Genomic DNA, 21108 nt, shown 5'->3' on the forward strand with positions numbered 1-21108 from the left:
TCCCGACGTCCGCACGCCCCTCGCGGGGCGTGCGCGCCGCTCCACGTCCGGCCGCTCAGACCATCCCGCGCTGCATCGCCTCGCAGACCGCCGTGCTCTCCCGCACGCCGAGCCGCAGCGCCCGGCCACAGTGGGCGATCCAGGCCGCCATCCCGTCCGGGGTGCCCGCCAGGTAGCCGGCCAGGGCCCGGCGGTAGGCGGCGGTGCCGAGCTCCGCCAGGCCGACCTCGGCCGGGCAGATCGACTTCGGGTCGAGCCCCTCGGCGATCAGCACGATCCGCTGGGCGGCCCGCGCGATCACCCCGTTGTGGGTGCCGAACGGCCGCAGCGCGAGCAGTTCGCCGTGCACCACCGAGGCCACGACGAGGGCCGGCGTGCCCACGCCCTGGCCCTCCGCGCGCGCCACCAGCAGTCGGGAGAGCTGGTCGAGCCGGGCCGCGACCTCCTCCGCACCGGGCGCCGGCGGCAGCGCGGGCAACGGCCCGTCCGCGGCGTCGACCTCGACGCTCTCCACCGGCTCCAGTGCCAGCGGGAACAGCTCCTCTGCGCCCTCCCCGGCCCGCCGCGGACGACCGGCGGCCGGATCGCCGTCACCGACCGCGAGCAGGTGCAGCCGGGCCAGCACCTGGAGCGGCGAGTGCCGCCAGATGCTGAGCAGCTGGCCGGCCTCGGCGGCGATCCGCAGGGCCGCGCCGACCGTCCGGGCTTCGGGGTCCGCGCCGAAGTCGCTGCGGCGGCGGACCTCCTCCAGCGGCCAGTCGGCCCCGGCCAGGGCCGCCGACGCGCGGGCTCCGCGCAGCGCGGACTCGGAGGTGACCTCGGCCGCGCGGCGGCGCATCACCCGGTGGCCGTAGAGCCGGTCGACGGCCTTGCGCACCTCGGCCACCGCGTCGGGCACCCCGGGGAGCTGGGCCAGCGGGGCGAGGGGATCAGTTCCAGTGCTCACCTACCCGAGAGTAATGAACGGGCCGCCCCTCCCGGAACAGCAACCCCGCATCACCCGTTAGAGGCAATCCTCACTTCCCGCCCCCGGCGAAACCCAAACCCCGGCTAGCATGACCACTATCGGAGACGATAACGATTTCCAACTGGGGAACGCGTCGCGCGCCCTGGGCAGGCGGCCCACCCCGAGGGCCCTGAGTGAGAGCCGGAGTCCCCAGATGAAAATCGCCTTCGTCGGCAAGGGCGGCAGCGGGAAGACCACGCTGTCCGCACTGTTCATCCGCCACCTGGCGGCCATGGGCCGACCGGTCATCGCCGTGGACGCCGACATCAACCAGCACCTGGGCCCGGCCCTCGGCCTGACGGACGACCAGGCCGCAGAACTGCCCTCGCTGGGCAGCCGCCTGCCGGAGATCAAGGAGTACCTGCGCGGCAGCAACCCGCTGATCCGCTCCTCCGACGAGATGATCAAAACCACGCCGCCCGGCCGCGGTTCGCGACTGCTGCGGATCGTCGAGGAGAATCCGGTCTACGCCTCCTGCGCCCGCCCGATCGCGCTGGACGAGGGCTCGGTCCGACTGCTGGCCACCGGCGCGTTCACCGTGGAGGACCTCGGGGTGGCCTGCTACCACTCCAAGGTCGGCGCGGTGGAGCTGCTGCTCAACCACCTGCTGGACGGCCCGGGCGAGTACCTGGTGACCGACATGACGGCGGGCTCGGACTCCTTCGCCTCCGGCCTGTTCACCCGCTTCGACCTGACCTTCCTGGTGGCCGAGCCGACCCGCAAGGGCGTCTCCGTCTACCGCCAGTACAGGGACTACGCCCGCGACTTCGGCGTGCGACTGAAGGTCGTCGGCAACAAGGTGCAGAGCCCGGACGACCTGGCCTTCCTGCGCCGCGAGGTCGGCGACGACCTGCTCACCACCTTCGGGCAGTCGGACTGGGTGCGCCGCCTGGAGCAGGGTGCCGAACCGCCGCTGAAGTCCCTGGAGCCGGCCAACCGGACGGTGCTGGAGGAGCTGCGGATCGAGGCCGACGCGGCGTACGGACGGCGGGACGCCCGCCGCTACACCGAGCAGGCGGTGCTCTTCCACCGCCGCAACGCGGAGAGTTGGGCCAACTCCAAGGTCGGCATCGACCTCGCGACCCAGGTGGACGAGGACTTCGTCCTGGGCGGGCTCGCGGACGACGGCGAGCACACGGCCCCGGCGGGCGCCCACGTCTGACCGGCACCGCCGCAGTCGAACGGGCCGCGGCCTCCCCACCCCGGGGAGGCCGCGGCCCGTTCCTCGTGCCCGGGCGCGTCCACGCGCCGCCCGCTCCCGAGGCCGACCGACCCACCGCCACCAGCAGATTCCCGACCGTTCGGCCACCACCCATTGGAGTGAACCAGGGGGTTTTCCGCTTCCCTCCCGGAACCACGCTGTGCAAAGCTTTCATTACCCTCGGTTTACCGAGTCTTGATGGTTCGTCCGGCGGCCCCGGTGAGACGTCCCGCACCTCGCCCGGAGTCCTGGCGGGCCTGATGGTCAACGCCGGCCGGTGGCGCCCGCACTCCCCCGCCGCGCCCACGCCATCCCGCCACACCGTCGCGCCCACGACAGCCGATCCGCCCCGGAGCCCCACCCCCGGACTCACCGCCGGACCTGACTGCGTTCGCTCCCCCGGACAGACGGGAAGACAATGACCCTCGACATCTCCAGTGCCCCCATCGCCTCCGACACCACCGACCACGCACCGCCGGGCCCCGGCCCCCGGATCCGCTGGGCCCAGGACCTCTCCGCCTCCCTCGTGGTCTTCCTGATCGCCGTGCCGTTCTCCCTCGGCATCGCGCTCGCCACCGGCGCCCCGCTCACCGCCGGACTGGCCGCCGCGGCCGTGGGCGGGATCGTCGCCGGGCTGTTCGGCGGCACACCGCTCCAGGTCAGCGGTCCCTCCGCGGCGCTGACAGTGATCACCGCCGGGCTGATCGCCCAGTACGGCTGGCGGGCCACCTGCGCCGTCACCGTCGCTGCCGGCCTGCTCCAACTCCTGCTCGGCGCACGCCGGGTGGCCCGGACGGCGCTCGCCGTCTCGCCCGCGATCGTGCACGGCATGCTGGCCGGCGTCGGGATCACCATCGCCGTCGCGCAGCTGCACGTCGTCCTCGGCGGCTCGCCGCAGAGCTCCACGATCGCCAACCTCCTGGCCCTTCCCGGGCAGTTGGCCGGCCCGCACCCGCCGGCGCTGCTGGCCGGCGCGGTGACGGTGGCCGTCCTGCTCGGCTGGCCCCGGCTCGGCCGACTGCCGGGCCGCGCGGGCGAGTTCGGTGCCCGGCTGGCCAAGGTGCCCGGTCCGCTGGCCGGGGTCGCGCTGGCCACCGCGCTCGTGTTCACCCTGGACCTGCGGCTCGCCCGGATCGAACTGCCCGCCTGGCGGCCGCAGGCGTTCCTGCCCGCGCTGCCGCACGGCCCGGTGCTGGGGCTGCTCGCCGCCGTCCTCACCGTCACCGCGGTCGCCAGCGTGGAGTCGCTGCTGTCCGCCGTCGCGATCGACCGGATGGCCCGCCGCACCGGCGACCTCGACCGCGAACTGCGCGGCCAGGGCCTCGCGAACCTGGCGAGCGGCCTGGTCGGCGGGCTGCCGGTCGCCGGCGGCGCGGTGCGCGGCACCGCCAACGTACGGGCCGGCGGCCAGACCAGGTGGTCCTCGGTACTGCACGGCGTCTGGGTGCTGGCCGCCGCGCTGGCGCTGACCGGCGGGCTGCGCCGGATCCCGCTGGCCGCGCTCGCCGCGTTGGTGCTGGCGGTCGGGCTGCAGATGGTGGATTTCGCGCACATCCGAAAGGTGCACCGGCACCGCGAGTTCCCCGTCTACCTGATCACCGTGCTCGGCGTGGTGGCCGCCGGCGTGCTGTGGGGCGTCGCGATCGGCGCCGGCACCGCCATGCTGCTCGCCCTCTACCGGCTGACCCGCGCCCACGTGGACGTGGAGACCGGCCCCGGCGGCACGGTCACCGTCCACACCCACGGCCCGCTCACCTTCACCACCGTGCCCAGGCTCGGCCGGGCGCTGGCCGGCATCCCGGCCGGAGCCGAGGTCACCGTGGTCCACGACGGCTCCTTCCTGGACCACGCCGCGTACGAGACGCTGCACACCTGGCGGGCCGGGCACCAGGACACGGGCGGCCGGGTCTCACTGGTGACGCGCCGCCAGGACGACGAGGTGCTCGACCCGGACGGCACCGTGCGCGCGGGCAGTTCACCGGGCCCGCACCGCTGCCGGGCCTGGACGCCCTGGGTCGGCCACCACTGCATCGAGCAACAGGAGGACCCGCACGGCCGGCTGCTGGACGGCGTCCGGGTGTTCCAGCTGCACACCGCCCCGCTGATCCGGCCGGAACTCGCCCGGCTGGCGCGCGAGGGGCAGACGCCCTCCCAGCTCTTCCTGACCTGCGCGGACTCCCGGATGGTCACCAGCATGATCACCAACAGCGGTCCGGGCGACCTGTTCACCGTGCGCAACGTGGGCAACCTGGTGCCGGCCCCGCACGAACCCGGCGCGGCGGACGACTCGGTGGCCGCCGCGGTGCAGTACGCGGTCGAGGTGCTGGAGGTGCGGTCGATCACGGTCTGCGGCCACTCCGGCTGCGGTGCGATGCAGGCCCTGTTGGACGGCGTGCACGAGCGCCCCGGGCCGCCCACCCCGCTGGCCCGCTGGCTGCGCAACGGCCGCGGCTCGCTGGACCGGCTCCGACGCGTCCCGGCGGAGTTCGCCTCCCGGCCCGTGGTGGACGTCGTGGAGCAGCTCTGCATCACCAACGTGGTCCAGCAGTTGGACCAGTTGATGGCGAACCCGGCGGTCGAGCGCCGGGTCGAGGAGGGCACCCTGCGGCTGGTCGGGATGTACTTCGACTTCGCGACGGCCCAGGCCTACGTCCTGGACCGGGCCGCCGGGACGTTCAGCCCGGTCGAGGCCCACCCCGGGAAGCATCCGAACGCGATCGAACGCCCCGCCGAGGCTCCGATCGGAACCGACCCCGGCGTCCGACCGAACGCGGCATCGGCCGAACGGGTGAATGAGGACGATCGGGTTCCGGTCGAGGGTGGTGAGGCGGACCCCCGGCTGGCTGCCTGAGAGCCGGGCCCGTGTCCCCGCCGGGCGGGCCGGGGCACGGGCCCACCCGCCCCCGCGCGGTCGTCCGGTCCTCCCCGGCGGACCGCACCGGAGGTCGGTCGACCGCCGATCAAAGGTCTACACCAATTCCCAGGAGCCTCTTGTCAACTGCCCCGTTCGCCTGGTGAGCTGTGCGCTGGGACACACGGGACAATCCCCACGCACGGGATCGCCCCCGATCATGACTCGATGAGGAGTGCGCGTTGAGCAACGAGAGCCTGGCCAACCTGCTCAAGGAGGAGCGGCGCTTCGCCCCGCCGGCAGAGCTCGCCGCAGCCGCCAACGTCACCGCGGCCGCGTACGCGCAGGCCTCCGAGGACCGTCTGGGCTTCTGGGCCGAGCAGGCCCGCCGCCTCACCTGGGCCGTCGAGCCGACCGAGACCCTCGACTGGTCCAACCCGCCCTTCGCCAAGTGGTTCGCCGACGGCAAGCTCAACGTCGCGTACAACTGCGTCGACCGCCACGTGGAGAACGGCCTGGGTGACCGGGTCGCCATCCACTTCGAGGGCGAGCCCGGCGACGGCCGTTCGATCACCTACGCCCAGCTCAAGGACGAGGTCTCGCAGGCGGCCAACGCGCTGCTGGAACTCGGCGTCCGCAAGGGCGACCGGGTCGCCGTCTACCTGCCGATGATCGCCGAGGCGGTCATCGCGATGCTCGCCTGTGCCCGGATCGGCGCCACCCACTCGGTGGTCTTCGGCGGCTTCTCCTCCGACGCCGTCGCCTCCCGCATCCAGGACGCCCAGGCCAAGCTCGTCATCACCGCCGACGGCGGCTACCGCCGCGGCAAGCCCTCCGCCCTCAAGCCGGCCATCGACGAAGCACTCACCAAGGCCGACGGCGTCGAGCACGTCCTGGTGGTCCGCCGCACCGGGCAGGACACCCCGTGGACCGAGGGCCGCGACGTCTGGTGGCACGAGATCACCGCGCGCCAGTCCACCGAGCACACCCCCGAGGCGCACGACGCCGAGCACCCGCTGTTCATCCTCTACACCTCGGGCACCACCGGTAAGCCCAAGGGCATCCTGCACACCTCGGGCGGCTACCTCACCCAGGCCAGCTACACCCACCACGCGGTCTTCGACCTCAAGCCGGAGACCGACGTCTACTGGTGCACCGCCGACATCGGCTGGGTCACCGGCCACTCGTACATCGTCTACGGCCCGCTCTCCAACGGCGCCACCCAGGTCATCTACGAGGGCACCCCGGACACCCCGCACCAGGGCCGGTTCTGGGAGATCGTCCAGAAGTACGGCGTGACCATCCTCTACACCGCGCCGACCGCGATCCGCACCTTCATGAAGTGGGGCGACGACATCCCCGCGAAGTTCGACCTGTCCTCGCTGCGCGTGCTGGGCAGCGTCGGCGAGCCGATCAACCCGGAGGCATGGGTCTGGTACCGCGAGCACATCGGCGGCGGCCGGTGCCCGATCGTGGACACCTGGTGGCAGACCGAGACCGGCGCCATCATGATCAGCCCGCTGCCGGGCGTCACCGAGACCAAGCCGGGCTCGGCCCAGCGCGCCCTGCCGGGCATCGCGGCCACCGTGGTGGACGACAACGCCGTCGAGGTGCCGAACGGCTCCGGCGGCTACCTCGTGCTCACCGAGCCGTGGCCGTCCATGCTCCGCACCATCTGGGGCGACGACCAGCGCTACATCGACACCTACTGGTCGCGCTTCGAGGGACGCTACTTCGCCGGTGACGGCGCCAAGAAGGACGAGGACGGGGACATCTGGCTGCTGGGCCGGGTGGACGACGTCATGCTCGTCTCGGGCCACAACATCTCCACCACCGAGGTCGAGTCGGCCCTGGTCGGCCACCCGTCCGTGGCCGAGTCCGCCGTGGTCGGCGCGACCGACGCCACCACCGGTCAGGCCATCGTCGCCTTCGTGATCCTGCGCGGCGGCGTCGCCGACAGCCCCGAGCTGGTCGAGGAACTGCGGGCGCACGTCGGCCGCACACTCGGACCGATCGCCAAGCCGAAGCAGATCAAGGTGGTCGGCGAGCTGCCGAAGACCCGCTCCGGCAAGATCATGCGCCGCCTGCTGCGCGACATCGCCGAGGGCCGCGAGGTCGGTGACACCACCACCCTGGCCGACAGCACGGTGATGAGCCAGATCCAGGCCCAGCTGCCGTCCTCGGACAACGGCAACGGCTGAACCCACCCGGCCGGTGACGGCCGAGCCCCTTGAGACAACGGCTGTGCCCCGGGCGGCAACCACCGCCCGGGGCACAGCCGTTTCCCGCAGCCGTTTCCCAGAGCCGGATCCGTCAGCCGTTACGTCACCACCCCCCGTGACTGCTGGGCCCCGGGGTGCAGAACCAGTCCACAGGGTTTAAGTCCTTTAGTAAGACAATCCGGATGTCACCCAAACGTCCCGCTAGACTATTAAAGACGCATCAAGACCCTTGACAGGAGTCACGGGCGTCACAGGGCGCGCCGGGAAGTCTGGTCGGCAACTGCACCACCCGTGCATCCGTTGCCGCTCCCAGTCCCAGGAGGTCCCGCGTGACCGATCAGCCGCCCGTCCACGAGCCGACGACCCGCCGCCGGCAGTTCCTCGGTCGGCTGTCACTACCCGAGCGAACCTTCATCACCGACGCCCTGCGCACCGAGACGGTCGGCGGCATGCTGCTGCTGGGCGCCGCCGTCGTCGCACTGATCTGGGCCAACGCCTGGCCTCAGGCCTACCAGAGCGTGCTCGACTACACCGTCGGCCCCTCCACCCCGCTCCACCTCGACCTCTCCCTGGCCACCTGGGCCAAGGACGGCCTGCTGACGATCTTCTTCTTCGTCGCCGGGATCGAGCTCAAGCGCGAGTTCGTCGCGGGTGAGCTGCGCACGCCCAGCGCCGCGCTGCTGCCCGTCATCGCCGCCGTCTGCGGGGTGGCGCTGCCCGCGATCCTCTACGTCCTGGTGAACTCCGGCAGCGGCGGGCATCCCGGTGGCTGGGCGATCCCGACCGCCACCGACATCGCCTTCGCACTCGGGGTACTGGCCGTGGTCGGCAGCCACCTGCCCTCCCCGCTGCGCGCCTTCCTGCTCACCCTGGCGGTGGTCGACGACCTGATCGCGATCCTGATCATCGCAATCTTCTACAGCCACGGCATCAAGTTCTGGGCGCTCGGCCTCGCCTTCGCCGGCCTGGTGCTGTTCTGGTTCCTGCACCGGCGCGGTGTCCACGGCTGGTACCTCTTCGTACCGCTGGCCTTCGTGACCTGGGCGCTGATGCACGAGAGCGGCGTCCACGCCACGGTGGCGGGCGTCGCGATGGGCCTGATGCTGCGCTGCCACCGGGAGGGCGACGAGCAGCACTCCCCCGGCGAGCACATCGAGCACCTGGTCCGCCCGCTCTCGGCCGGCCTGGCCGTCCCGGTGTTCGCGCTGTTCTCGGCCGGGGTGGCCGTCTCCGGACCGAAGCTGCGCGAGGTGTTCACCCAGGCCGCCCCGCTCGGCATCGTGATCGGTCTGCTGGTCGGCAAGTCGATAGGCGTGCTCGGCGGCGCCTGGCTGACCGCCCGGTTCACCAGGGCCGAGCTGAACCCGCAGCTCAAGTGGGCCGACATGGTCGCGGTCTCGGTGCTCGCGGGCATAGGTTTCACCGTCTCGCTGCTGATCAGCGAGCTGGCGTTCCCGGACGACCCGGCGCTCGCCGCCCGGGCCAAGACGGCCGTGCTGGTCGGTTCGGTGCTCTCCGCGGTGGTCGCCACGGTGCTGCTGAAGCTGCGCAACCGGCACTACCGCGCACTGTGCGAGGAGGAGGACCGCGACGTGGACGGGGACGGCATCCCGGACATCTACCAGGAGGACGACCCGGCCTGGCGGGCGCGGGTCGGTGAGTTCACCCACCGGGCCGGCGAGGAACACAGCCCCGGCCCCGACCCGAGCCCCGACTCCGGCCACGCCTCCGACCCGCGCTCCGGCGCCGACCCGGGCTCCGCCTCCGACCCGAGCTCCGGCTCCGGTTACCGGGGCCGCCCCGGACAGCCCGACTGAGGCGCCCGCAGGCTCCCGGCGAAGGCGCCCGGAAGCCCCCCGCCGCCGGGACACGTCCCTCCCGCGGGGCCCCGGAGTGGTGTCCGACTGACCGGTAGGGGCATGATTCTGAGCTGTCGACAACCCACAGACGCCTCCGGGACTCCCCACCGGCCCCGGAACCGCTACCCGCGGCGGCGTCACGCCGCACAGCCGCAGAGGAGAACAGCTGATGCCCACAGGAGCCGCAGACCCGTCCAGCAACGGCCGGGTGCCCTACGAGGGCGAGCGTTCGGTGGGGCAGCTGTTCGCGGCGGCCACCGCCGACCTGTCCGCGCTGGTCCACGACGAGATCGCGCTCGCCAAGGCCGAGATCCGGGCGGACGTCAAGCGCGGCGTCTCCGGCGGCGTCTCGCTGACCGTCGCCGGCGTGGTGGCGCTGTTCTCCATCCCGATGCTGAGCGCCGCGGCGGCCTTCGGCATCCACGCGCTGGGCCTGTCGCTGGGCTGGTCGTTCCTGGTCGTGGCGGGCGCCTACCTGCTCCTCGCGGTGCTGCTCGGGATGCTGGCCTGGCGCTCGTTCAAGAAGATCGAGAAGCCGGTCCGCACCATCGAGGGCGCCCAGAAGACCGCCGACGTGCTGAAGAACGCCCGGCCGCGCCCGGCCACCCAGGAGGAGATCGACCGGGCCTTCGGCCGCATCCCGTAACCGACCCGGCCCGGCCTACCGACACACCGGGCCCAACGACGCACCGGTACAGCGCGCACCGGCAAACCGGCGCACCGACGGCCCGGCACCTGCTGGACCGTCGGCACGTCGGCCTCGGCTCCCCCGGACGCCCCGGACACCCCGGGCCCGCCGAGGCGGCCGGGGCCCCAGCAGCCCCGACGGCCCCAGCGGCCCCGCATCGACAAGCACCGAAGGCACCGAACCCGCCGACAGCGAGTGCCGGGCACGTGTCGGGCCCGCGGATGTGACACGCTCTCGGTATGCCGCTTGACCAGAAGCCCGTGCCCGCGCAGCCGTCCGCCGACTCCGGCCCCGACTCCGACGCCGGACTCACCCCCGAGGGCTCCGTCGACCCCGACGAGCCCGGCGCCGCCCCCAAGGGCACACCCGAGGGCATCGGCCTGGCACCCGCGCGGGAGCCCGACCGGGAGCCCCGCGCGGCGGCATCCGCCGGGTCCCCGGCGGACGGCGACGAGGCCTGGAGCATCCGGCAGCCCGGCCCGTGGACGCACCGCGACCTCGCGGCCAACGGCGCCCGCTTCCACATCGCCGAGCTGGGCTCCGGCCCGCTGGTGCTGCTGGTGCACGGCTGGCCCGAGTACTGGTGGGCCTGGCGGCACCAGCTGACCGCGCTCGCCGAGGCCGGCTACCGCGCGGTGGCGCTCGACCTGCGCGGCATCGGCGGCAGCGACCGCACCCCGCGCGGGTACGACCCGGGCAACCTCGCCCTGGACATCACCGGGGTGATCCGCTCGCTCGGCGAGCGCCGGGCCCACCTGGTCGGGCACGCCTCCGGCGGCACCCTGGCCTGGGTGGCGGCGGTGATGCGACCGTCCGTCATCCAGAGCCTCACCGTGGTCTCCGCAGCGCACCCGAGGGACCTGCGCCGGGCGCTGCTGACCGACCGCCGGCAGTTCGCCGCCTTCGAGCACGTGCTGGGCTTCCAGCGGCCGTGGATACCCGAACGCCGTCTGGTGGCCGACGACGCCGAGCTGGTCGGCCACTACCTGACGTCCTGGACCGGCCCGAACGGTCTGGACGAGGCCGCGGTGCGCGCGTACCGGCAGGCGATCCAGATTCCCAGCACCGCGCACTGCTCGATCGAGCCGTACCGCTGGCTGCTGCGCTCGATGGCCCGGCCGGACGGCATCCAGTTCGCCCGGCGGATGAAGAAGCCGATCACCGCGCCGACCCTGCACGTCCAGGGCGCGGCGGACCCGGTGCTGCTGTCGCACACCGCGCTCGGCGGCGGCGAGTACGTCGCGGCGCCGTACCGCTGGCGGCTGCTGCCGGGGGTCGGGCACTTCCCGCACGAGGAGGCGCCGGAGGAGTTCACCGCCGAGCTGCTGGACTGGGTCGGCCGCCACAAGGAGTGACCCGGCACGGAGCCGGACACGGGCCGGGCACGGAGCCCGACACGGGGCCGGACACGGCCGTACGTGCGGTCGGGCGGAAGGGTCCTTGGCCCCAACTCCCTTACTTTGTCGCTCATATGACAACCGCATAGGCCAATTTCGGCGAAGCCCGGGCGGTTACCTCCACCGGCCCAGGGGCATCCATACCGGTATGAGTTGGATGCCCGAAAGCGGCGGCGCCCCGCGCGGCCGACGTCACAACAGCCCCCAGCGCTCCGCCCACCGTCCCGACCGGGCGGACGACCTCGGCTTCGACGGCCCCGACGGCCGTCAGCGCTCGGAGCGGCGGCAGCTCGGCATCCCCCGCATCCTCGGCCGGCGCGCCCGCTGGGTGGGCGCACGACTGCGGCGCGAGACCTGAGGCCTCGCGCCGCATCCGTCCACGGCCCGAACGCACGGGCCGAACGCACCCGGCCACATGCACCGGCCGAACGCGCCGGCCACAAGCGCCGGGCCGCCCACACCGGGCCGCACGCACCGGCCGCCCACAGGCCGAGCGCCCCGCCCGGCTCCCCGTTCAGTTGACGATCGTCGGCGACAGCGCGGTGAACCAGAGCAGGACGAAGGTCGCCACCGACATGATCGGCACCAGCACCTTGGTCTCGACGCTGTTGCCGCTGCGCTTGATCAGCACGATCTCGTAGCGCTCCTTGTGCGGCCAGAGCAGCGGTGCGCCCTTCTTGGTCAGGCAGTCGCCGAGCAGGTGCGCCAGCGTGCCCAGGCCCACCGCGTACGGCAGCCAGCCTGGCGAGTTGGGCATCCAGGTGTTCATCCCGAAGGTGCCGAGCGCGGCCAGGCCGATGACGGTGATCCACGCCTCCGGTCCGTCGCCCGGCGGGCAGAGCCGCAGGGCCCGGATCGCGAGCGCCAGCAGGAAGAAGGTCATCCCGAGGGTGAAGTTGCGGCCCAGGTAGGTGACCCCTGCCCAGGTCCCGCCGCCCATCAGCGCGACGAACAGCAGCGAGTGGGTGGCGTGCCGGTGGCCGCCGGAGATCCAGGCCACGAAGCGGCAGAGCACCTTGGAGACCGGCCCGAGGAAGTTGGCGATCGAGCCGTCGTGGTGGTCGAGGTCGGGCAGCAGGGCCGCGCCCGCGCACAGCACCGTACCCATCAGTATGTCCGCCGGCTGCAGCGTGGTGTGCAGCAGCAGCGGGGGCAGGAAGGGGGCCGAGGCGGCGTACAGCATCGCCCCGCTCACCGCGTGCGAATGACCCATCATCGGACTGCCGGTCCCTCCCGTCGGCCCACACCGGGACGGCGCCCGGTTGAGCCGAACGGGTGAGCGCGGCCGACGCTACCAGGGCCACCTGACGGAGCGACGGATATCGGACGGTCCGGCCCGGCGCGCCCGCCGGCCGCTCCCGGAGCCGGGCCCGTACCCTCCCCGGCCACTCCCGGGGCCGGGCCCGCACCCTCCCCGGCCGCTCCCGCACCCTCCCCGCCCCCGCCCGGTCAGAGCGCGCAGCCCTGGGTGTCCACCCGGGCGGTCGCGGCGCCGCCCTGCTCGACGTCCTCGCGCACCTCGGACGCGGTCAGCACGTAGCCGGTGTCCGCGCTGTCCAGGGACTTGGCGAAGACCACGCCGTACACCTCGCCGTCCGGGGTGAGCAACGGGCCGCCGCTGTTGCCCTGCCGGACCACCGAGCGCACCGAGTAGACGTCGCGGACCACCTGCCCGCGGTGGTAGATGTCCGGGCCGTTGGCCTGGATCCGGCCGCGGATGCGGGCCGGCTGGACGTTGAAGGCGCCGTTCTCCGGGAAGCCCGCCACGATCGCGCTGTCGTTGGTCTTCGCCTCGCCCGCGAAGGCCAGCGCGGGCGCGTTCAGCTTGGGCACGTCCAGGACGGCGATGTCGCGCTGCCAGTCGTAGCGGACCACCGTCGCGTCGTACAGCTGCCCGACGCCGCCGATCTGCACGGTCGGCTCGTTGACCCCGCCGACCACGTGGGCGTTGGTCATCACCCGGTGCGGGGCGAAGACGAAGCCGCTGCCCTCGAGGGTCTTGCCGCAGGAGGTCGCGGTGCCGACCACCTTGACCAGGCTCTGCCGGGCCCGTGCCACCGCCGGGCTGGCGGCCAGCGCGGGGTCGGGGCTGTCGACCTGGGTGATCGGCTCGTGCTCGAAGGGGTTGAAGACCTGCGGGAAGCCGTTGCGGGCGAGCACCTTGGAGAAATCCGAGAACCAGTTCGGCGCGTCGTCGGGCAGCGCGTTCTGCACTCCGCCGAGGACCGCCGAGGAGCGGACCTGCCGGGAGACCGTCGGAAGGGACGCCCCGGCCAGCGCCGAGCCGATCAGCCAGGCCACCAGCAGCATCGAGACGACGTTCACCACCGCGCCGCCGCTCGCGTCCAGCACCCTGGCCGGGCGCCGCCCGATGTGCCCGCGCAGCTTCCAGCCGTAGTGCGCGGTGATCGCCTGGCCGATCGCGGCGAGGACGATCACCACCACGACCGCCACCACCGAGGCCGTGGTGCCGGGGCCGATGTGGTCGAGCACCAGCAGCGGCAGCAGCTCGACGGCGAGCAGGCCGCCGCCGAGGAAGCCGACCAGTGAGAGCACGCCGACCACGAAGCCCTGCCGGTAGCCCGACACGGCGAATGCCACGGCCGCGGCGATCAGCAGCCCATCCAGGACGTTCACTCGGACACCCTCCCACGGTCCGCGCGCCGGACGCGCCGACGGCCGGTCACGAAGCGTCGGCTTCGCCGCCCGGCAGCACCCGGGAGTGTTCGAGGTCGCCCCGGACCAGCGCCAGCGCGTCGTCCGGGAGGTCGACGATCCGGGACGGGTCCCAGGGCAGCTCCAGGCCGCTGTGGTGCAGCACCCGGTCGATCACCCCGGCGGTGAAGCCCCAGACCAGCCGCCCGGCGACCGAGAAGGCCGGGCCGAGGTGCCCGGACGGCTGGCGCAGCCGCACCCGGTTCGCCGGGTCGGCCAGCTCCGTGATGGGGACCCGGAACACCGCGCCGGTCTCGGCCGTGTCCACCGGGCGCACCGGCGTCTCCTCGCGCCACCAGCCGAGCACCGGGGTCACCACGAAGCTGCTCACCGGGATGTACAGCCGGGGCAGCTCCGCGAACACCTGCACCCCGGCCGGGTCCAGGCCGGTCTCCTCCCAGGCCTCGCGCAGCGCCGCCGCGATCGGGCCCGGGCCGTTCGGATCGCCGTCCTCCGGGTCCAGCACACCGCCCGGGAAGGACGGCTGCCCGGCGTGCGAGCGCAACGAACGGGCCCTCTCGATCAACAGCAGGTCCGGCCCTTGGGGCCCCTCGCCGAACAGCATCAGCACGGCCGCCGGACGGCCGCCCTCGGCCGGTGGCAGGAAGCGGCTCAGCTGCTCTGGCAGCACCCGCTCGGCCGCCACACGGACCGGCTCCAGCCAGGCCGGCAGCCCGTCCGGCTCGATGCCCCGCGCGACTCCTCCGGCTTCCGGCCCGGGGTGCCCGCACCGCCCGCTCACGCGTCCACCGCCAGGTCCGCGACCCGTCCCTGGTGGACGGCTGCGTCCGCGCGGGCGGCCGCCTCACCGGGGAAGTCGGCCGGCGGCCGCAGCCGCTGCCCTGGCTGGCCGCCCATCTCGTACTTCAACAGTTTGCGTGCCTTCTCCGGGTCGGTCTCCCCCTCGCCGTACGAGGGGCAGAGCGGCGCGATCGGGCACGCGCCGCAGGCGGGCTTCTGGGAGTGGCAGATCCGGCGGCCGTGGAAGACCACCCGGTGCGAGAGCATCGTCCACTCCGACTTCGGGAAGATCTCGGCGACGGCCGCCTCGACCTTCACCGGGTCCTCCTCGGTGGTCCAGCCGAACCGTCGGGCCAGCCGCCCGAAGTGGGTGTCCACGGTGATGCCGGGAACACCGAAGGCGTTGCCGAGGACGACGTTGGCGGTCTTGCGGCCGACGCCCGGCAGGGTCACCAGGTCGGCCAGGCGGCCCGGGACCTCGCCGCCGAACTCGTCGCGCAGCGCTATCGAGAGGCCCAGCAGCGACTTCGCCTTGTTCCTGAAGAAGCCGGTCGGGCGGATGATCTCCTCCAGCTCCTCCGGGTTCGCCGCCGCCATGTCCTCCGGCGTCGGGTACTTCGCGAACAGCGCCGGGGTGGTCTGGTTCACCCGCAGGTCGGTGGTCTGCGCCGACAGCACGGTGGCCACCAGCAGCTGGAAGGGGTTCTCGAAGTCCAGCTCGGGATGCGCGTACGGGTACAGCTCCGCCAGTTCGCGGTTGATCCTCCGGGCCCGACGCACCATCGCCAGGTGCGATTCCGGCTTCCTCGGCTTCACCGCCGCCTTCTTCGCCACCGGCTTCTTCGCCGCGGCCTTCCGGACCTTGCTCTCTGCCATGCACGAAGGCTACGCCGACCGGCGGACCGCTCGTGGCCGATCAAGCACGGAAACCGGCCCTGGCAAGGCCTGTTGTCCGATGAACTCCGCCCGCGGCCGTCACCTGTGAGGGGGAGTGCGCGGAGGACCGGGGTCCTGCCGGCGGAGGGCCACGGCGTGGTGCGCGGCGCGTTGACGGTCCTCCTCGCGTACGAGGAGGACGCGGAGCTCGTCGCCGTCCCGGAGGCCGGTGACACCGGACCGGTGCACCACGCCCGCCTGCGCGCCGCGTTCGCCGCCCGCGCGCTCGGTCTCCCCGGCGAGGACGCCCGGGCACCGCCGGCGCCGGGGCGGCGCCGTTGACGCCTCGTCACCCCCTCGGCGGCTCAGCCCACGGTGCGGCCGATCGTCCCCTCAAGGCTGTTCAGCAGCCCGCTGAGGGCCTCGGCGAGCCGGTCCTGCTCGGCGGGGGTGAGGCCGGCGAGCAGGGCGCGGTCGTAGGCGACGAGTTCCTGGATCAGTCCGTCCACCAGCGTCCGGCCCTGCTCGGTGAGCGCGAGGTGGGCGACCCTGCGGTCCCGGTCGTCGGTGCGGCGGCTGACCAGGCCGCGCTCCTCCAGCAGCCGCAGCCGCTTGGTGACGGCGGCGCCGGAGGCGAAGCTCTCCCGGGCCAGCTGGGTGGGGGTCAGCTCGCGGTCGAGGCGGAGCAAGGCGCCGAGGATGTCGAACTCGGCGCGGGTGAGGCCGGCCCGGGTGAGCGGGTCGGGGGTCTGCTGGAGCAGCGCGGCGCAGCGGTTGATCCGGCCGAGGACGGCGATCGGGCCGGTGTCCAGCCCCGGGTAGGCCCGCTCCCACTGGCGCAGCACACCTGCGACGACGTCCTCCACGCGTGCTGCTCCCGTTCTGCGGCCTGCCGATCGGCTTCGATCCTAGGCCGTGTCCGGCAGGGGCCCGGCCGGGTCGGGAAGGCGGCCGCGGCCGCGGCGTTCCAGCAGGGCGGCCAGCAGGTGGTGGGCCTGCTGCTCGGTGGCGGTGGCGCGCTGGTGCGGGAGGTCGGGGCGGCGCCACTCGCCGGCGGCGGTGTCGGTGGCCTCGCGCAGCTCCAGCAGGGCGGTGGCGAGGCCGGTACGGGCGGCGCGCGCCTCCGGGGCGCTCACGGCCTGGTCGGCGCGGACGGCGGCCAGCGCCCGCTGTCCGGCGGCCTCGGCTCCGGCCAGGGCGCGGGCCAGTCGGGCGGCGGTGCGGCGGTTGGTGACCAGCAGGCAGGCCGCGAGGCCGGTGAGCGCGCCGACGCAGGTGTCCAGCCAGCGGTCGGCGACCAGCGCCCCGGCCGGCTGGGGGCCCGCGAACTCCGTCATCAGCAGCGCCAGAGGGGTCACGAAGACCGTCGCCAGCCAGTAGCTGCGGGCGATCGTCGCCTCCGCGCCGAACTGGCAGACCAGCCCGAGCCCGATCAGCGCCGCCGGGCCCGAGTGCGCGAGGGGCAGCGCGGCGGTGAACAGCAGCAGGCCGAGCAGGTTGCCCAGCACCCGCTGCAGGGCGCGCTGCCAGGAAAGCGTGCTGTTGGCCTGGAACACCGAGGCCGCGGTGACCACCGCCCAGTACGGCCGGCCGACGCCGAGCGCCAGCGAGAGCCACCCGGCGGCGGCGCAGCCGACCGCGACGCGCAGCGCGATCGGCAGCAGCGCCGACCCGGGCCGCAGCGCCCGCCGGAGCGGTGGCCGGGTGCCGGGGCGGCGGGCGGCCGGCTCGGCGGCCTCCGCCTCGGTGAGGTCCGGCGACGGCAGCGGGCGGCCGCGCCGCAGGTCGCGGGCCCAGCCGAGGTACCGCGCGGCGTCCTCGGGCCGGGCCGGTCCGGCCAGTGCGGCCTCCGCGCGCACCAGCAGCCGCTCGGGCGCGTCGCCGAGGGCGCGCCGCCGGGCCGGGGCGGAGAGCGCGAGGCTCTGCCAGGCCGCCTCGACCGCGCCGACCAGGGCGGTACGGGCGGCCCCGTCCGGCGCGCCGGGCCCGGTCCGCAGCAGCCGGGCGGCGGCCTCCAGCGCGCGGGCGGTGGCGATCCGCTCCGGCCCGTACGGGCGCACCAGGGCCGGGGCCATGCAGACCAGCCAGGCCAGGGTGGCGCCGAGCACGGTGAGTGCCAGGTGCGGCGGGACCTCGGCGAGCCGCTGCGGGACGAAGGCGCAGCTGGCGGAGGTGAAGGTGATGATCAGGCTGCCGGGCGGGCCGACCCTGGCGGCGTCGCAGAGCAGTTTGTGCAGGGCGGCGAGCACCGCCGCCACCGCGACCAGGACGGCGGCGTCCCGGGTCAGCGCGGCGGCGGTGAGGGCGGCGCCGGTGCTGAGCACGGTGCCGAGCAGCACGCCGGCCAGTGTCCGGGCCCGGGCCCGGTAGGGCAGGCCGTGCCCGTACAGCGCGCCCAGGCCGCCGGCCGCGGTGTAGAGGGCGAGGTCGAGTCGGCCGAGGCCGAGCAGGGCGAGGTCGAGCGCGCCCAGGGTGACCACGGCGCTGAGCGCAGGCTTGTGCCAGCCGTCTCCGGCCGGACCGACCCGAACTGCCTGACGGAACTGGGCGGTTGTGACCATACAAAAAGATTAGCAGGTAATTTACCCGTAAAGTATATCCCTCTCGGACTCCCGCGCGCACCCGGCCCCGGACAGTAGATTGCCGCCGGACCGATGAGTTGCGCGGCGAACCCCGGTCCATCCCCCAGACCGACTCGCACGACCGAAGGAACACCCGATGAGCACCGTGGTCTCCACCGACGGCACCGTCCTCGCCTGCTCCGTGACCGGCTCCGGCCCGGCCGTCGTCCTGGTCGACGGCGCGCTGTGCCACCGCGGCGTGGGGCCGAGCGCCGCGATCGCCGAGCAGCTGGCGGCGCACCACACCGTGTGGACCTACGACCGGCGCGGGCGCGGCGACAGCGGGGACAACGGGCCCTTCGCGGTGGAACGCGAGATCGAGGACCTGGCCGCCGTCATCACGGCGGCGGGCGGCTCGGCCCGCGTCTTCGCCCACTCCGCCGGCGCCGCGCTCGCCCTGCGGGCCGCCGCCGCGGACATCGGCATCACCCGGCTCGCCGTCTACGAGCCGCCGTTCAGCACCGAGGAGGCGCAGAGCGAGCGCTTCCGCGAGTACGTCGCCGAGCTGACGGCGGCGCTCGCCGAGGGGCGCCGCGGGGACGCCGTCGCGGCCCTCATGGTCTACGCCGGGGCGCCGGCGGAGGCGGTGGAGGGCATGCGCGGCGCGCCCGGGTGGTCACTGTTCGAGGCGGTCGCACCGACCCTGGCCTACGACGCGGCGGCGCTCGGCGACCGGACCGACTCGGCCGTCCCGGTCGACCTGCTGGCCACCGTCGCCGTACCGACCCTGTCCCTGGACGGCGGCGACAGCCCGGAGATGCTGCGGGCCCCGGCCCGCGCGGTGGCGGCGGCCGTGCCCGGCGCCGAGCACCGGACGCTGGACGGCCAGACCCACGAGGTGGTGGCCGAGGTGCTGGCGCCGGAACTGGTGGCGTTCTACGCCTGACGCACGGCCGGTGCCGCGGGGCGACCGTCTATTCGATCAAATCGCACAGAGATTCGATAAAAGGCTCCCGGCACCGGCTCCGCCCGGTAACCGGCCGGTACGAATGGCCCCGCACGGCACACCTCGGCACACCCCCTCCTCATATGATCGGAGCGACATGCGCCATGCTTGGTGACGCAGAACACTGAACGGAACTTGCGCCGGACGGCCCACCCGCCGTACGGCCGAGAAGGAGGAAGCACGTGGACGACGTTCTGCGGCGCGCCGCACTCTTCGCGGCACTCGACGACGAACAGGCCGGCGAGCTGCGCGCTTCCATGACCGAGGTCACCCTCGCCCGTGGGGAGTCGCTGTTCCACGAGGGCGACCCGGGCGACCGGCTGTACGTCGTGGCGGAGGGCAAGGTCAAGCTGCACCGCGCCTCGCCGGACGGCCGCGAGAACATGCTGGCCGTGCTCGGCCCCAGCGAGATGATCGGCGAACTGTCGCTGTTCGACCCGGGCCCGCGCACCGCGACGGCCAGCGCGCTGACCGAGGTCAAGCTGCTGGGCCTCGGTCACGGCGACCTCCAGCCCTGGCTGCACGCCCGCCCCGAGGTCTCCATCGCGCTGCTGCGGGCCATCGCCCGCCGACTGCGCCGCACCAACGACGTGATGTCCGACCTGGTCTTCTCCGACGTGCCCGGCCGCGTCGCCAAGGCCCTGCTGGACCTCTCCCGCCGGTTCGGCGTGCAGTCCGAGGAGGGCATCCACGTCGCCCACGACCTCACCCAGGAGGAGCTGGCCCAGCTGGTCGGCGCCTCCCGCGAGACGGTCAACAAGGCGCTCGCCGACTTCGCCGGCCGCGGCTGGCTGAAGCTGGAGGCCCGCGCGGTGGTCCTGCTGGACGTCGAGCGGCTGTCGCGCCGCTCGCGCTGACGCCCGCGAACGCGGAAGGGCCCGTCCGATCGGACGGGCCCTTCCGCGTTCGCGGTCAGTCGAGCTCGGGGATCAGCCCGTGCTCCTCCAGGTAGTCCAGTTGGGCCCGCACCGACAGCTCGGCGGCCGGCCAGAGTGCCCGGTCCACGTCAGCGTAGACCCTGGCCACCACCTCGGGCGCGGTCCGGCAGCCCGTCTCGACCGCCGTCTCCACCTGGGCGAGCCGGGCCGCCCGGTGGGCCAGGTAGTAGTCGACGGCGCCGAGCGCGTCCGCGAGCACCGGGCCGTGGCCAGGCAGCACGGTCCGCACGCCGTGGTGCGAGGCCATGGTGTGCAGCCGGCGCAGCGAGTCCAGGTAGTCGCCGAGCCGGCCGTCGGGGTGCGCGACCATCGTGGTGCCGCGGCCGAGCACGGTGTCGCCGGTGAGCACCGCGCCGTCGTCCGGCAGGTGGAAGGTCAGCGAGTCCGAGGTGTGCCCCGGGGTGGCCACCACCCGCAGGTCCAGGCCGCCGACGTCCAGGCGCTGGCCGCCCACCAGGCCCTCCGAGCCCAGCCGGTGTGCCGGGTCCAGGGCCCGCACCTCGGTGCCGGTCAGCTCGGCGAAGCGGGCCGCGCCCTCGGAGTGGTCGGGGTGGCCGTGGGTGAGCAGGGTCAGCGCGACCCGCTTGCCCCGCTCCTCCGCGAGGTCGATCACCCGGCGCAGGTGGCCCTCGTGCAACGGGCCCGGGTCGATCACCACCGCGAGGTCCGAGCCGGGCTCGGAGAGCAGCCAGGTGTTGGTGCCGTCCAGCGTCATCGGCGACGGGTTCGGTGCCAGCACGCACAGCGCCCGAGGGGTGGCCTCGCCGCCGACGACGGCGGCGGGGTCGCCCGGCAGGATTCCGCTCACCGGCCGCCTCCGCCGTCTCGGTGCAGGGCCCGCAGCGGCAGCACCCGGGTGAGGGCGCGCTGCGCCACCTCGGCGAACGGGACCTGGCTGTCACAGGCGGGGGTACGGGGAGTCAGGCGGCGGGCGGGCATCTCTGGCGCCGTCCGGCGAGCCACGTCGTTGTGGGTCATCGGGCGTCGGTCCTTTCTCTGCGTCGGTACGGGTCGGTCACGTCGTGCGGGAACACGGGCCCGCGCGGT

Annotated in this window: 19 protein-coding genes; 10 read left to right on the forward strand and 9 right to left on the reverse strand. The window is 73.9% G+C overall.

All coding sequences use genetic code 11. The annotated features are described in order from the left end of the window. Positions 1–55: 55 nt before the first annotated feature. Positions 56–946, reverse strand: a complete 891-nt coding sequence (locus tag ACWDBB_RS06180) for an oxidoreductase (protein ID WP_449788441.1) — start codon at positions 944–946, stop codon at positions 56–58. A 214-nt stretch (positions 947–1160) separates the two neighbouring features. Here ACWDBB_RS06180 and ACWDBB_RS06185 point away from each other — a divergent pair, with 214 nt between their 5' ends. From ACWDBB_RS06185 to ACWDBB_RS06215, 7 genes are all read left to right on the forward strand, one after another. Beyond that, positions 1161–2168: an ATP-binding protein gene (locus tag ACWDBB_RS06185; RefSeq protein ID WP_449788442.1), complete on the forward strand. Its 1008-nt coding sequence runs from the start codon at positions 1161–1163 to the stop codon at positions 2166–2168. 457 nt (positions 2169–2625) lie between these two features. Beyond that, complete coding sequence (locus tag ACWDBB_RS06190) at positions 2626–5058, forward strand: SulP family inorganic anion transporter (RefSeq protein WP_449788443.1); 2433 nt, start codon at positions 2626–2628, stop codon at positions 5056–5058. A gap of 242 nt (positions 5059–5300) precedes the next feature. Further along, a complete protein-coding gene (acs, locus tag ACWDBB_RS06195) occupies positions 5301–7259 on the forward strand; it encodes an acetate--CoA ligase (protein WP_449788444.1) in 1959 nt (652 codons plus the stop codon). A gap of 350 nt (positions 7260–7609) precedes the next feature. Beyond that, positions 7610–9097 carry a Na+/H+ antiporter NhaA gene (gene nhaA / locus ACWDBB_RS06200; protein WP_449788445.1) on the forward strand — a complete coding sequence of 496 codons (1488 nt, stop codon included), beginning with the start codon at positions 7610–7612 and terminating at the stop codon, positions 9095–9097. A gap of 211 nt (positions 9098–9308) precedes the next feature. Then, a complete protein-coding gene (locus ACWDBB_RS06205) occupies positions 9309–9785 on the forward strand; it encodes a phage holin family protein (RefSeq protein WP_449788446.1) in 477 nt (158 codons plus the stop codon). Between the two features lie 281 nt (positions 9786–10066). After that, positions 10067–11182, forward strand: coding sequence for an alpha/beta fold hydrolase (locus ACWDBB_RS06210; RefSeq protein WP_449788447.1), 1116 nt, complete (start codon positions 10067–10069; stop codon positions 11180–11182). A gap of 190 nt (positions 11183–11372) precedes the next feature. Beyond that, entirely contained in the window at positions 11373–11582 is a 210-nt protein-coding gene (locus ACWDBB_RS06215) for a hypothetical protein (protein ID WP_392868227.1), read from the forward strand. A 156-nt stretch (positions 11583–11738) separates the two neighbouring features. Here ACWDBB_RS06215 and ACWDBB_RS06220 read toward each other — a convergent pair whose 3' ends face one another. The 4 genes from ACWDBB_RS06220 to nth all read right to left on the reverse strand — a co-directional run bounded on the left by ACWDBB_RS06220 (position 11739) and on the right by nth (position 15556). After that, a complete protein-coding gene (locus ACWDBB_RS06220; protein WP_449788448.1) occupies positions 11739–12440 on the reverse strand; it encodes a metal-dependent hydrolase in 702 nt (233 codons plus the stop codon). Positions 12441–12673: 233 nt separating this feature from the next. Next, positions 12674–13861, reverse strand: coding sequence for a MarP family serine protease (locus tag ACWDBB_RS06225; protein ID WP_449788449.1), 1188 nt, complete (start codon positions 13859–13861; stop codon positions 12674–12676). Between the two features lie 46 nt (positions 13862–13907). After that, entirely contained in the window at positions 13908–14681 is a 774-nt protein-coding gene (locus ACWDBB_RS06230; RefSeq protein WP_449788450.1) for an NUDIX hydrolase, read from the reverse strand. Next, complete coding sequence (nth, locus tag ACWDBB_RS06235) at positions 14678–15556, reverse strand: endonuclease III (protein ID WP_392868237.1); 879 nt, start codon at positions 15554–15556, stop codon at positions 14678–14680. The genes ACWDBB_RS06230 and nth overlap by 4 nt, the downstream gene beginning before the upstream one ends. A 171-nt stretch (positions 15557–15727) precedes the next feature. Between nth and ACWDBB_RS06240 the strand changes: the two genes are divergently transcribed. After that, positions 15728–15898: a hypothetical protein gene (locus ACWDBB_RS06240; protein WP_449788451.1), complete on the forward strand. Its 171-nt coding sequence runs from the start codon at positions 15728–15730 to the stop codon at positions 15896–15898. 23 nt (positions 15899–15921) lie between these two features. Here the strand turns inward: ACWDBB_RS06240 and ACWDBB_RS06245 are convergent, their stop codons facing one another. Both ACWDBB_RS06245 and ACWDBB_RS06250 read right to left on the reverse strand, forming a co-directional pair. Beyond that, complete coding sequence (locus ACWDBB_RS06245) at positions 15922–16422, reverse strand: MarR family winged helix-turn-helix transcriptional regulator (protein ID WP_449788452.1); 501 nt, start codon at positions 16420–16422, stop codon at positions 15922–15924. 42 nt (positions 16423–16464) lie between these two features. Further along, positions 16465–18117, reverse strand: coding sequence for an FUSC family protein (locus ACWDBB_RS06250; RefSeq protein WP_449788453.1), 1653 nt, complete (start codon positions 18115–18117; stop codon positions 16465–16467). A 157-nt stretch (positions 18118–18274) separates the two neighbouring features. Between ACWDBB_RS06250 and ACWDBB_RS06255 the strand changes: the two genes are divergently transcribed. Both ACWDBB_RS06255 and ACWDBB_RS06260 read left to right on the forward strand, forming a co-directional pair. Beyond that, entirely contained in the window at positions 18275–19063 is a 789-nt protein-coding gene (locus ACWDBB_RS06255) for an alpha/beta fold hydrolase (RefSeq protein WP_449788454.1), read from the forward strand. Positions 19064–19305: 242 nt separating this feature from the next. Beyond that, the gene (locus ACWDBB_RS06260; protein WP_030288117.1) at positions 19306–19980 is read left to right on the forward strand and encodes a Crp/Fnr family transcriptional regulator; all 675 of its coding nucleotides are present in this window, start codon (positions 19306–19308) and stop codon (positions 19978–19980) included. Between the two features lie 55 nt (positions 19981–20035). Here ACWDBB_RS06260 and ACWDBB_RS06265 read toward each other — a convergent pair whose 3' ends face one another. Further along, positions 20036–20869, reverse strand: coding sequence for an MBL fold metallo-hydrolase (locus ACWDBB_RS06265; protein WP_449788455.1), 834 nt, complete (start codon positions 20867–20869; stop codon positions 20036–20038). Further along, the gene (locus ACWDBB_RS06270; RefSeq protein WP_449788456.1) at positions 20866–21039 is read right to left on the reverse strand and encodes a hypothetical protein; all 174 of its coding nucleotides are present in this window, start codon (positions 21037–21039) and stop codon (positions 20866–20868) included. Before ACWDBB_RS06270 ends, ACWDBB_RS06265 begins: the two co-directional genes overlap by 4 nt. Positions 21040–21108: the final 69 nt, after the last annotated feature.

It is taken from the genome of Kitasatospora sp. NPDC001095 (assembly GCF_053598615.1).